Source organism: Pseudobdellovibrionaceae bacterium (assembly GCA_023898385.1).
Classification (GTDB): Bacteria; Bdellovibrionota; Bdellovibrionia; order Bdellovibrionales; family UBA1609.
Window position 1 is genome coordinate 3,021,871 of record CP060220.1, and the last position, 12,329, is coordinate 3,034,199.

The following is a 12,329-nucleotide window of genomic DNA, read 5'->3' on the forward strand; positions in this document are numbered from 1 at the left end:
GGCTTGGTGTTGCTATTAGGGTTAGTGGTCACAGTGAATAGCTGGGCCGGGCGCACGGATGTATTGCCAGAAGGCGTATTTGGCATCAATCTTCAGCTGGGGCATATGGACCGCTTGAGCTATCGCTATAGCGAAAGTGGCCTGTATGAACATTTAGACCGCAAAAATTCTTTTGTGGTCGATGCCCAAATGCTGTCATTATTAGATGATGATGCCAAAAGATTGATTACGGCCCTTGATGCTCTCAGCCCCCATAGGTTAGGCTCGCAGCTGTCGCTTGGACTGCTGTCGATTCGTGCGCGACCAGAGGTAAGCTATTGGGCGCCGGCCCTCGCCTACGGGCTAAATAAAAATTGGACATTGGGGATCGGCCTTCCTATTTTGAAGTACGTTAACCACATACAAGTCACGCGTTCAGAAAACAACATTGCCCAGGTTCAACAACAAGTGGGCGGTTTATCAGCCGAAATTGATGCGGGCCTTCAGCAGCTGGCGGCAGTGGACCTTCGCGATGAGCTTAAAGTGGCTTTAAGTGAGAAGGGATATGAACCTCTTGATGGCAAAAATGACCAATTTTTGGGAGATATAAGGCTCATGAGCCTTTGGCAATTTAGTCAGTCCGCGAGAAGCCAGTGGCAGCTGCGGTCCACTTTAGAGTTGCCCACAGGGCCCGACCCAAACCCTGACGACCTCACTGACTTGGGAGCCTTTGGTAATTTGGCTTTTGAGCAAAAAATCATCCGTGATGACAATTTAGGAACAAGAGATTTTAGTTTATCAACCGAGGTGGCGGCAAAAGTGTTTGCTCCAAAGGCGATGATAAAGAGGGTTCCGAAGGACGAATCCGACGTGCTGCCCGCAGCCCACAGCAAAGAAGAAGTGGTCCGTGATGTGGCCATTAATATGAGCCTTGGCACGTGGATGGCTTCACGTTTAAGCCATTGGTTATCCGGATATGTGGGCGTTGAATATGACTGGAAAGGCGCCGATAAATACACGGGATCAAAAGACTCTCGCTATGATTTGTTGGGAGCACCCACAGAAAGTTACATCACCAGTGCCGTTTTCGGTGTTGATTTTTCCACAGTGGAGCTATTTTTGAAGCAAAAATTTGCCCTACCAATGACGTTCAACTACGAATTCACCACATCCATTGCTGGGCGAGACATTGAGGATCAACAACAACATATTTTCTGGCTGCAGGTGTTCTACAAATGAAAAAGCGAAGTGTTTTATGGCATTCGGTTTTCTTGGTGTTGGGATTATTTGGTTGCAAACCCGTGGACGAGACCCCGAGTACTTTTAGGCGACCCGTGAATGAGTCAGGTTTGGGTCATGGCATTGATGTCTCTGCTGTCAACGGGCTGTCTCAGTTTGAACGATTTGGGCCTGAGCTAAGGTGGTCAAAAAAGCCGGTGCACGCCGCAGAATACTGGAGTGCCATGAAGCGACTGAGCCGCCTTGAGCAGCAAGGTGTGGTTCAGTGGGCTGAAAGCAAGTCCGCGTCTAGTGTACTCAAGTATGCTAAGAAGCAGTTGCAAACAGTCCCGCCCGAAAACGACGTGTTCTTTTCAGTGGCCATTGAAGAGAATAAAGAACTACTCGAAAACGAAATAGGATCCGTTATAGATGAGCTAGTAAAAACGCAGTCAAAACTAAGCTCCCAGTGGCAGGGGACCGAATATTTTAAAACCCATTTTAATAGTGCTGTTTCCATAGAAGATATTAACCCGAAGATGAAAGGGTTTTTAAATGCCTTGCCGCGAGAATTTCAATCTATGGGTCTCGACAAAGACATCTCTCAAATCATAATCACTGAGCTCGCTGGGCGGGTTCTGCCGATTTTAGATGCGCTTTCGCCTGTACTGGCGGAGCTTCAGCCCAATCAGATCTTGAAAAAGAACTTGTCCGTGGTTCGCAAAGCTCTACCCATTCTCGTCAACGAGGCTCCAGAAACTGTGGCCCGCATTGAAAGGGATTTGTTGCGAGGCGATGACGTTGTGAAAAAAATCGAGGCCGCCGACGGCTCTCATGATGTACTTCGTCTTATTATGGATTTCTGGCATCAAATGTCTCCGGAAGAACGGGAAGAGGTATTTAAGTCGCAGTCACCCACCCTTTATAGCTATCTTAATGCCATGTCAGAAGAAGGGTTTGAGTGCCTTAAGCGCACAATTTGCAATCCCATTCCGCCAAAGCCCGATGTGATTTTAGCTATTACCACGAAGCGATTTATATTGGCTCGAATCCAGGTAGAAGGTTTTCAGGGAATACTTAGAAAAATTAATCTTTCTGCTGGCAACTATGTTGTAGAAGCGATTAATAAGCAATTGTTGGCAGAATTGCCCAGTGGTCTTGATCACCTTCGGGATATAATCGTCATGGGCGTTAGAAAAAAACAACAGGATATCGAAGCTCTAAGGGCAAATGATTGGTCGGGCCTGCGAGCGAAACTATCTGACTATATGTCAAAGCGAGTATTGGGTCAGCAACCTCTACTGACTTGGCCGGATTTGTTGGTTCAGCCGACCGGCCAAGAGGTGGGTCCCTCCGGATCCGCTCATGAATCCGGCATTGGGGCTGTGGCCAGTTTTATAGGCGCTTTGTCCACCACGTGGCCGCAAGCTGGCGACAAACAGATGCGTCGAGATATGGTGTCCATAATTAATTGGAGTTTGTACCTTTCTGGAATCTCCCGATGGAGTGACACGGAGGCATTGCCGCAACCTTATTTTGGAAGCTTCGATCCCACTTATCGCTTAGATAACTACTTTGATCGAAGTGATTGGGTCTACGGCGTGCCAAGTATTTTTGGCAAATCCAAAATCGGCGCTTATGTGCCCCCCACGAAGAAGCTTTTTCGCGCAGAGGATCAGTGGCTGCTTGTGGAAAACCTTATGGAAATGAGCCGAAACCTAGTGGACTGGGAGACCACACGATTTGATAAGGCCTTTTCGATATTTAATCTTCGCGATTTTATGCCCGATGTAGAAGGAGACGCAGGCGAGAAAAAACTTTTTCCCAAAGAACAGATATATCTTTTGACCTTGGGGCTTGCGGGTCAGGTTCTTGATAATGCACTTAGAGATCCCAGTCATTTTGTACTGGTAGACCTCGATGGTAAGGATCGCTTGTTGGCAGATGGTCAATATGACAATGTGGTCATGGCCTATACAAAGAACTACGAAGATGGCACGGGCAGTGAAATTGACGTGGTTGGTGCGGCACAAGCAATTTTGGCCATTGAAAGTTTTAAAAGAGCCACACTGGATATTCGAAAGACGAAAATACCCTTTCTCACGTCAAATGCCGAAAAGCCTTCCATAGTGAAGCGAATTGAAAAGGCTCATGTGGACTTAACCGATTTGCAAAGGGCGTTGGCTGTGTTTTTATCCCGATATGGAGTGGGCGAGGATGGCCAGGTCTGCAAAACATTAAACCGCCAGTGGGAATGTTTAGCGCCAGAAACCAGTCCCTCTGGCGTGATAGCTGTTGTGCGAGCCTTGGATCAATCCTACCAATTGACCTCGGTAGAATTATTTAACGATCGCGCGCAAGAGGCTCTGTCTGCGTTCATAGACACGCTGGCGGTAGATGAATTGGGGCTTTGGAGTTCACTTGGAGGCGACAGGGATATGCAGGTGAGCTTTTTGGTGGAAGGACTGGATCTATTGGTGAATGGTCGTCAACTCTTTGAAGAAAACGCGTCTTACCACAAGTTAAAGGCAGCTTTTATAAAAGCCCTACAAATGCTCCACTAGTGGCGAATCCACTCGTGCCTTTGATATTAACTCAATTCAATACTTCCTGAAAACTGTTCATAGGATATTGCCAATGTTTCACCGACCATAGGCTATCGGGATCGGGATGGCCCGATTTGATCTGGCCCAGAGTCGAACTCATATTTGGGTCGTTCACTAACCGCCAAAGCTCCTCTGGGAATGGAATGAGAGTTAGAATTTGCCGCCACCAGGCCTTCTGATCAAATACATGAATGTTATAATTGTGCCCATTTGCAGATAATGGATAGATCCATCGGTTTTTCTGCTCACCCACGCTAAAGGGTCTAGATACAAAGAGTGCGGCTTGCTGGCTTTGAGAATCGAGGCCAACAATGAAGGTATTTGGTGATGTCGTGGCCGATTCAAGAGTTAAGGTAGTGATCTGTCGAGATGCAGCGGCTGGGGTCCAGGCCTGCCCGTCGTCAGTGAGACACTCTTTGCGCTCACCAGACATCACTTGTAGGCAGGGAACGTGCTGAGATAAGTATTTAAGGTCCTCAATCCAAAGGTCTTTTGAATCAGTGTTTTTAAGCAGGTATCGAAACTGCGCAAGCCACTCTTTGAAAAAGAGGGACGAAAAGGCATTGTTTCGCACAATAACGAGATTCTCATCATTACGAGCACTATTGGGGTCTTTTTTCACGGCTGCATCAGTTCCGCCTGATTTTCCAAGCGCCTGCTCGGTCCAATTGGCACTACCCGTAACTACACTGACCGATGAGCCGCGGCCAAATAGGGCAAATTTGTTGTGATTCATGCCAAACTCACCCACTAGGCTGTTATACAGCAGCCAACGACCACTCAGTTGTTTAATGGGCTTTGCCATTTGCTGAGCCCGCCCGCGACGCCCATCATAGATCAAGCGAACTCGACCGCCGCGCTCTTCAAGTAATTTCAAATCCTTTGCCAGCTCCGGGTGGGTAAAGAAGTTCAAGGATGCGTAGAAATAAGCTTCTTCAGGGTGATCGAGAAGTGTTTGAAGCTCCCGTTGGATCACCTGAGTGAGGTTATCTTCAGGCCCAAAATAAACTTCAATGGGACTGGATTTCATAGGGCGCCTGATTCCTGTTATGGGTTGGACGCTCACTCGGGTGCCATCCCAGTAGGTTTCATTGGCAGCCACTTGAGACAAAAAGGTCTCTACCTTCTGTCCGAGAGATTCGTTTTGAAAACACTTTTTTATGTTCTTAATACGAACTTGGTTCCCCGCAGTGAGTAGGCCGGCACCCAGTCGACTTTGCAGTTGTCCTGATCGTGAGCTCTTAAAATAACAAGGTGTGCCCTCGTCAACCACAAGGGCTGATTTTGGAAACTGTCCAGACTGAAACAGCGTATCGATGTCTGTTGGCCATGTCACTGCAGCGGTCCCACAGCGTGTTGGCGAGTCGCTCAGAAGTTCGCAGGCCAGGCGCGAGGCACTTGCCAGCTCTTCAAACTCGCTAGCGAACTTCTCTACGGCTTTGACATCTTCTATTAAGACAAAGTTTTCGAAATTTCCAGCTAGCCCATAATGCGAAAAGTTCCCTGAGCCGGTGACTACTTTTTTGTGATCTACGATCATAAACTTGTTATGCATCTGCGGAAAGCGTCCGCGTAGCACCGGCACCTGCAATATGGTGAGAAGGGGTGAGGGGCCAAGGTGATAGATAATTTGTTTTGATGAGAGTGAATGTTTGTAGTCCATGATGATGGTGACACGAACCCCTTCAGAAAGTTTTTTTTCCAGAAGCGGAACAAACTCTTGCACTTTCATTCCGTAGGCAGCGATTTTCAGATCGCCGCGAGCGGATTCAATGAGTTCACCAATAGCTTGAAAACTTGGTGATGAAGGTGAAAAAAAAGCACACATTTTTTCGTTCGGAAGGCAGTGATCGTTAAAAACAGACAGGTCAGCCCAGGCAAGGCCAGGCAAGCTTAGCGCCAGACAAAAAAGCATCCGCATAGAAATCCCCCTCTTTGCGAGCCACTGATAGATACCATATAGAATTTGGGGTACAAATAGAAAAAGCGGCACTGCCGCAGGGCCCTTATGAGAATTTTGTTGGCTCAAAGAAAATTTTTAGAAAAAGAACTTCAGCCCGTAGATAAGTCCTTTTGTTTCAACAACGGTGGGTGTGCCGGAACTAGTGGTTGTTGCTTCGTTGTTGTACCAATGAGAATAAAGCCTAAGAGCGTGATACTCAATAAACACGCCACCTTGCGATTGGGACTCGGAAAGTTTATCCCCACTATTGGCTTCGGCCTCCAGGTAGGATCTATATTCTCCCTCGATGCCAAGCCAGCGAAACAAATACAAGCTGAGGCGGGCACCCCAAAGTGGATTTGAAAAAAGTTGGGTAGAATTTTTTTGTTCCCGGAGCCCGTAAAACACAGAAAGGCGGGAGCTCTGTTCCGCCTCGCCAAGAAGTCGTAAATGCAAGGCGGCCTGCCAACTGAGGTCAACAGTATCTATCTGATTCCATCGTCCCTCGAGACCTACGATGCTGTAAAAAAAGCCTAGCGTACCTGAAGTGAGAAGGGGATCATTAGCCCCATTGGGATCTGTTTGTTGTACATAGGAGCCAGAAACATAAAATTCCAATGGATTGGGTGTGGTGTTGGCTGCAAGCCAGTAGTCCATGAGTCGAATATTTTTTTTCTGTTCCAACCATTCGGCGAGGGTCCAGCGAGTGGCTTCTTTTTTGGCCTGCTTGCTGCCAATATAACTCACCACAGAGGCGTGGGCCATGGGGGTTAAAGCAAGCAGTGAGAGACAAAAAATCCATCGAGCAAACATAAACTCAAGTGTGCATGAATCACCTAAAGCTGCCAAGTTTAAAATGGATCAAGAATCAGGTTGAGTATCCATTTGTTGAGATAAAACCGTCGTGGCACTGGTTAAGAAACTAGTTTTTGAAATGGCCACTTGATCGCCATTGAGCCAGTCTAACAATGCTTTTTTAGCTACCACGAGTTGTTCGTCTCGGCGTGCCCGCTTTCGGCCTTTGCGCCCAGCAAATTTAAAACCTTCCAGAGGTGGCATGAGTCCAAAGTTAATATTGGTGGGTTGAAAGTCCGTTTTATCTTCAGTGATGGCGTTAAGAAGTGAGCCCAATGCCGATTTCCTTGGAGGAAGAGAAACGGGTCGTCCACGAAGTTTGTCATTAATAAATCGCGCCACTAGGAGTCCAATACATGTGGATTCAAAATAACCTTCAACACCAGTGATCTGGCCTGCAAAAAATAAAAGATCATCTTTTTTACTGGTGAGAGTGGGAGACAATTTCTTTGGCGAGTGGATAAATAAGTTTCGATGCATACTGCCCAACTTGAAAAACTCCGCATTCTCTAAGCCTGGGATCATTTGGAAAACGCGTTTTTGTTCGGGGTATGCCATTTTAGTTTGAAAACCCACCATGTTGTATGCTGTGCCACTTTTATTGTCTTGCCGAAGTTGAACAACGGCGTAGCAAGTTTTACCAGTGTGGGGATTGCGCAGGCCTTTTGGTGACATGCAACCGTATCTTGCCGTCTCAAGGCCTCGCCGTGCAATTTCCTCTATGGGCATACAGCCTTCAAAAAAAGGCGTGTTCTCAAAATCTTTAGGTTCAATTTTTCGAGCGCCATTGATTTCTGCAATAAGGTTTTCATATTGTTCTTTGTTCAATGGGCAGTTGAGGTAGTCGCCCGTGCCGTCACCCTCACCGTAGCGGTCACCTCGCCAGACCACATCGTAATCAATAGACTCGGCATCAATAATTGGTGCAATGGCATCGAAGAAATACAAAAAGTCGTCGGTATCAGAAGCTTCGGCTAAATGCTGTCGCATACTTTCTGCCAATTCAGGGTGGGTGAGTGGGCCAGTGGCAATCACTGCGGGTCGAGGAAGATCATCAAGGCTTCGAATGAGCTTACGCGAAACAGATATATTGGGATGCTGTTCAAGTGTTTTGGTAACTAGCTCAGAGAATAAGTTTCGGTCCACTCCGAGCGCCATGCCAGCGGGGACGGAGGCCCTTTTTGCACATTGAAGATTGAGTGAACCCAGCTGGTCGGCTTCCCACTTCAGCTGCCCGGGAGCCGAGTAATCGGTGGTGCTGCCAAAGGAGTTAGAGCAAACAAGTTCAGCAAATTCCGCAGTTTTGTGAGCGGGTGTCATGGTTTCTCCACGCATTTCGTAAAGAACCACCTTGTGGCCTCTGATGGCCAGCTGATAAGCACACTCACTGCCCGCCAAGCCAGCACCAACCACATGTATTGTTGAGGAAAGAGAGTCCATGGGCCTCCAGGAGCTAAACAGAGATTACACGTCGTCCCATACCGAGAGGACGGGGGCTTTGTCAAGGTGAGTCTAAGTAGGTATCCACCATTTTGTCAGAAGCCGGCATGATTTTGTCGGTGAATCCATGGTAGTTGAATACATATGTCTGAGAATCGAAAAAACGGAAAATTTCGCGCAAAAAGCCAGTTGTCATCGGCCTCAGAAATTTTGCAGTCGGTTTTGCAAAATAACAAAAGTGCTTTGGGACAAGAATTCACACGCTGGAAGCTCTGGAATAAGTGGTCCGATGTGGTCGGTCCATCAATGGCCAAGTACTCAGTGCCCGTGGGCTATCGCGGTGGCGTCTTGTATGTGTGGGTGCGCGATTCTGTGCACCTGCAGGAGATGACTTTTATGGTTCGCGCACTGAAGGCAAAGGTGAATCAATTTGTGGGGCGATCCTGGGTGAAATCCATTCGCCTCACTCTCGACCGAAAAGATGTACCCACTGTGCAAGAAACCGAAGGGGAATTGCGGGACTACCTTTCCCGCTGAAAAAAATACCTGGGTTCCCTTTTTGAAGCAAAAAGCCAAAGCGGACTGCATCGGTGGTACGGCCAATGACAGAATTCTTGGCTGACTCTTTTCGAAAAATTCAAATATCGACTTGTCGCAAATAGGCTACAGTCAAGGTATTTGCCTCCTGAATTTCATACCCAAGTATGGTCGAAACTGTTATGCAAAACGAGTGGTGTAGAATATGTGTTTTAAGTAAACCTATAGGAGGCGAAAATGAAAAAGTTAATAGTATCTCTCCTCGTTTTGCTACCAGTCTTGGCATTTTCTCAAAAGGGAAGACAAAATATCCAAAATCGAAATTATGACCCATCGACCAAAATTGAGGTCAAGGGGAGTATTGAGGAATTTGTAAGTAGGCCAGCCCGACACTCAAACGCAACAGGATGGCATTTGAGGCTAAAAACTAATAACAAAATTTGGTATGTGCATCTTGGGCCAAAATGGTTTTATGATGACCACAAAGTCAAGCTATCGAAGGGTATGAAAATAGAGGTTGAGGGGTCGGTCATAAAAATGGATGGCGAAGAAGTTCTAGTAGCGAAACAAATTGAAACTCCCAATGGAGAGATCAAAGTTCGAGACGATAGCGGCAAACCGTATTTTTCTCGTAGTCGCAATCGGTAGAAAGTAAATGGGTACCTTCTCGCAGGTTGACTCAAATGGAGACGTCAAACTCATTTTCGTGCACAATGAAAACATTGGTCTAGCTGTTTGTTTGCTATCGGAAAGATGTGGGTTACCCTTAGACATATGGGTCTTTATGGAGGCCAGGCGATTGTATGAGCAATGATGAATGGGTACGTATATGACAACATCTTTTACCAAGTTTATGATGATAACTTTAGTAGTGTTTGTCACCTCCTGTCAGCTTGCGGACAATCGCGTGAATGGCTCCATTAAGGTGACACAAGGTCCTGTGGCAAACATCGAAGTGCCTGGAATTAATCTTTCAAATTACCTGAGCTTTTCTTTGAGTGGAGTTTGTGCCGAAGACGGACAAATTGTTGTTATTGATGTCAACGATGGTGCTATGCTCTTCGAAGACGTCTGTAGTGGTGGAGCTTGGGGGATTATAATCGATTTTTCGGCGTTACCAGACGGTTTGGTCTCCCTTAAAATTTCATACAAAGATTCTGCTGTTCCACCTGAAGTTGTCTCAATAGTAAAAGATATTGATCCACCAACAAATCCTCTAACTGAAATTAACGGGGATGCCCCGTTTACGAACTCCACTACCGTGACGATAACTCCGGCCGTTGACGGTGGAGCTAGTCAAATTTATCTTACGCAAACGCCTGGCTGTGCGGGAGGCGGTGAGTGGCAAGACTTCTCTGGTGATGTTTCATTTCTACTCACTGACCTGACACCGCCAGTAACGGTTTACACTAAATACAGGGATGCTGCTGGCAATGAAACATCTTGTGTCAGCGATATCATAGGATTTGATAATATTATTCCTCAACCAGCAACAGCCCCAGTTGCTGGTTCCATAGGGTCAGAGACTCAATCTCCGGCAATTACCTGGACCGATGGGTCTGACGCCGATAGCGGTTTGTCTCATCATGAGGTATCGATATACGATTCTTCAAATGACGCACTTGTGGTTGATTGGACCTCGGCGGTAAGCGGCGACAAAATTTCTGGAACGTTTGTTGACGGCAACGATTACTACGCAGTTATTCGTGCCGTAGATCACGCGGGTAATGTGAGCTCGTCGATCCAAACGGGAAATTGGACAGCCAGCAAATGTCCTAGCGGTTATATTAAAGTCCCTGCTGATGGCTCCTACGTAACCCAAGATTTTTGTGTGATGAAATATGAGGCCAAACTACTTTACGATACCGACGACGATGGAGACTTTTCTGATGAAAGTGTTCGGTCAGATGGAAATGCCGGTAATACCTATAACTACGACACCTTATATGAGAGCAGCAGCGACCGGTTTAAACCCGTGAGCGTCGCTGCGGGTTGGCCGTGGGTTTACATTAAGAGGGGCGAAAATGGTGGGTCAGTTGGTCAAGGAGCCATAGAAGCTTGTCAAAGTTTAGGTGTTGGCTATGATCTCATTTCAAACGATGAGTGGCAGGCCATTGCTGTGAACATTTACGGTCAACAGTCAGGGCCCACAAACAATTGGGGCCTTGATTCGGGGCAGGTCGTGATTAACCGTGGGCATGCTGATGGTGCGCCAGGAACCCCATTGGTAGCAGATCCCGACGATAACAATGGCTGTGCCTATACTGGTCAAGAGACAGCGCCCGGATCAGACAGAACTTGTCCGGGAGGTTTTGTAATGGAAAAACGGACTCACAATCTATCCAATGGTGAAATCATTTGGGATTTAGCTGGAAACGTCAACGAGTTCACTAGGGATGTGGTTGTCACTAATTTCGGATTGGGCGCCGGTGGGCATGCGTGGTCTACCCTGACTGATGGCAATAGCGATGGAGTCAGCGACTCTTTGCCCACAGAGCAACTCACTTTTGGCCCGCCAGACTTAACCCCGGCTGTTTGTACTGTGCCTGGCGGATCTCATAGATGTGGCTTCGGGGCCATTTGGGAGACGCCTGCAAATGGTGCCATTTTCCGCGGGGGAAACTGGGGCAGTCAAACTTCAAGTGGAATATTTGCCATTGAATGGGCTAGCGTCACCGGCGGAGCAGCAGCTCAAAATTACATGGGCTTTCGCTGCGTTTATCATTAAAAAAAGGCATCCCATCAAAGGTATCCCTTTCCTTTTTGCGTTGCACAGCAGCTACCGTGTAGCTGCTGTGCAACGCAAAAAGGAAAGGGATACCTTTGATGGGATGCCTTTTACTTATTTCCCGCAAAGGTGCGACCAGGCTTTTGTTATTTTTAGGGGATCTGTCTTTACCCCTTTCCAAACCACTTCCCAATGTAAATGGGGGGCTTCCACTCTTCCGGTGGCTCCTGCTAATCCCACCTGTTGGCCTTGTTTGACTTGATCGGTGACGTTCACTGAAATTTCACTCAGGTGCATATATCGGCTAAAAAAACCACCTCCGTGGTCTATAACAACCACGTTGCCAGGTACGACCATATGCCCAGCATAAATGACTTCACCCTCACCTGAGGCGGGTATGGGTGTGCCTGTGGCTGCACGGAGATCAAGACCGGTGTGAAAATAAGATTTTCCATTGGGGAGAGATCTTGGTGATGCAAACTTCGAAACTACTTTTGAATCTAATGGAGGTTGCCAGCATGATGGGATCAGTGGGCGATTTGAGTTTGCAAGCAGTCGGCGCATGGTTTCGCGTTCAATGGCTTTTTGTTCGGCATGGTCGTCGTTGACCTTTTCCCACACGCTGGCGGGAATACGTAGTTTTGCGGCCTGCTCCAATTTCGGAGTTTGAACATCGATGAAAACAGAAAAAGCATGAACCACTGGGTGAGACAGCCATGATCCTGAATCAACTATTTTCACGCCCGAGATTTCTGTAGGAAAATCATGATAAATGCTGACCGCACCCAGATGGCGGAGTTCGTTTAGTGAAGTCATTTCTCTACCGTTAACAAAAGCTTTGTCCATGGGTTGCGTGAAATCAATTTCTATTAAATCTCCCGCCGTGATCTGCTCAGGAGGCGAAAAGGGCGGGGTAACGACTTCTATTCGTGCAATTTTGTAGGATGGAAAAAAACTAACTGTGGCCAGCGCCCAAAAAACCACCAACAACAAGCCTAAATCAATAGCAATGGCACGAACGAGT

General features: G+C 47.2%; 9 protein-coding genes. 5 read left to right on the plus strand and 4 right to left on the minus strand.

The window, feature by feature from the left end:
* Positions 1 to 33: 33 nt before the first annotated feature.
* Positions 34 to 1,218 (plus strand): hypothetical protein, encoded by a 1,185-nt coding sequence (locus tag H6626_13915; protein USN47266.1) that lies wholly within the window; start codon positions 34 to 36, stop codon positions 1,216 to 1,218.
* Positions 1,215 to 3,761, plus strand: a complete 2,547-nt coding sequence (locus tag H6626_13920; GenBank protein ID USN47267.1) for a hypothetical protein — start codon at positions 1,215 to 1,217, stop codon at positions 3,759 to 3,761. Before H6626_13915 ends, H6626_13920 begins: the two co-directional genes overlap by 4 nt.
* 31 nt (positions 3,762 to 3,792) lie before the next feature.
* On the opposite strand, the gene H6626_13925 is transcribed toward H6626_13920, so the two are convergent.
* From H6626_13925 to trmFO, 3 genes are all read right to left on the minus strand, one after another.
* A complete protein-coding gene (locus tag H6626_13925) occupies positions 3,793 to 5,724 on the minus strand; it encodes a hypothetical protein (GenBank protein USN47268.1) in 1,932 nt (643 codons plus the stop codon).
* A 117-nt stretch (positions 5,725 to 5,841) separates the two neighbouring features.
* Positions 5,842 to 6,558 (minus strand): hypothetical protein, encoded by a 717-nt coding sequence (locus H6626_13930; protein USN47269.1) that lies wholly within the window; start codon positions 6,556 to 6,558, stop codon positions 5,842 to 5,844.
* Positions 6,559 to 6,606: 48 nt separating this feature from the next.
* Positions 6,607 to 8,040: a methylenetetrahydrofolate--tRNA-(uracil(54)-C(5))-methyltransferase (FADH(2)-oxidizing) TrmFO gene (gene trmFO / locus H6626_13935; protein USN47270.1), complete on the minus strand. Its 1,434-nt coding sequence runs from the start codon at positions 8,038 to 8,040 to the stop codon at positions 6,607 to 6,609.
* Positions 8,041 to 8,184: 144 nt separating this feature from the next.
* Here trmFO and H6626_13940 point away from each other — a divergent pair, with 144 nt between their 5' ends.
* From H6626_13940 to H6626_13950, 3 genes are all read left to right on the plus strand, one after another.
* Positions 8,185 to 8,577 (plus strand): DUF721 domain-containing protein, encoded by a 393-nt coding sequence (locus H6626_13940; GenBank protein ID USN47271.1) that lies wholly within the window; start codon positions 8,185 to 8,187, stop codon positions 8,575 to 8,577.
* Between the two features lie 237 nt (positions 8,578 to 8,814).
* Positions 8,815 to 9,225, plus strand: coding sequence for a hypothetical protein (locus H6626_13945; GenBank protein USN47272.1), 411 nt, complete (start codon positions 8,815 to 8,817; stop codon positions 9,223 to 9,225).
* A gap of 181 nt (positions 9,226 to 9,406) precedes the next feature.
* Positions 9,407 to 11,305 carry a hypothetical protein gene (locus tag H6626_13950; protein ID USN47273.1) on the plus strand — a complete coding sequence of 633 codons (1,899 nt, stop codon included), beginning with the start codon at positions 9,407 to 9,409 and terminating at the stop codon, positions 11,303 to 11,305.
* Positions 11,306 to 11,419: 114 nt separating this feature from the next.
* Here the strand turns inward: H6626_13950 and H6626_13955 are convergent, their stop codons facing one another.
* Positions 11,420 to 12,295, minus strand: coding sequence for a M23 family metallopeptidase (locus H6626_13955; GenBank protein ID USN47274.1), 876 nt, complete (start codon positions 12,293 to 12,295; stop codon positions 11,420 to 11,422).
* Between the last annotated feature and the right edge of the window lie 34 nt (positions 12,296 to 12,329).

Coding starts and splice junctions, on each gene's coding strand:
- H6626_13920 (USN47267.1), top strand. CDS start 1,215: ATGAAAAAGCGAAGTGTTTTATGGCATTCGGTTTTCTTGGTGTTGGGA.
- H6626_13925 (USN47268.1), bottom strand. CDS start 5,724: ATGCGGATGCTTTTTTGTCTGGCGCTAAGCTTGCCTGGCCTTGCCTGG.
- H6626_13930 (USN47269.1), bottom strand. CDS start 6,558: ATGTTTGCTCGATGGATTTTTTGTCTCTCACTGCTTGCTTTAACCCCC.
- trmFO (USN47270.1), bottom strand. CDS start 8,040: ATGGACTCTCTTTCCTCAACAATACATGTGGTTGGTGCTGGCTTGGCG.
- H6626_13940 (USN47271.1), top strand. CDS start 8,185: ATGTCTGAGAATCGAAAAAACGGAAAATTTCGCGCAAAAAGCCAGTTG.
- H6626_13945 (USN47272.1), top strand. CDS start 8,815: ATGAAAAAGTTAATAGTATCTCTCCTCGTTTTGCTACCAGTCTTGGCA.
- H6626_13950 (USN47273.1), top strand. CDS start 9,407: ATGACAACATCTTTTACCAAGTTTATGATGATAACTTTAGTAGTGTTT.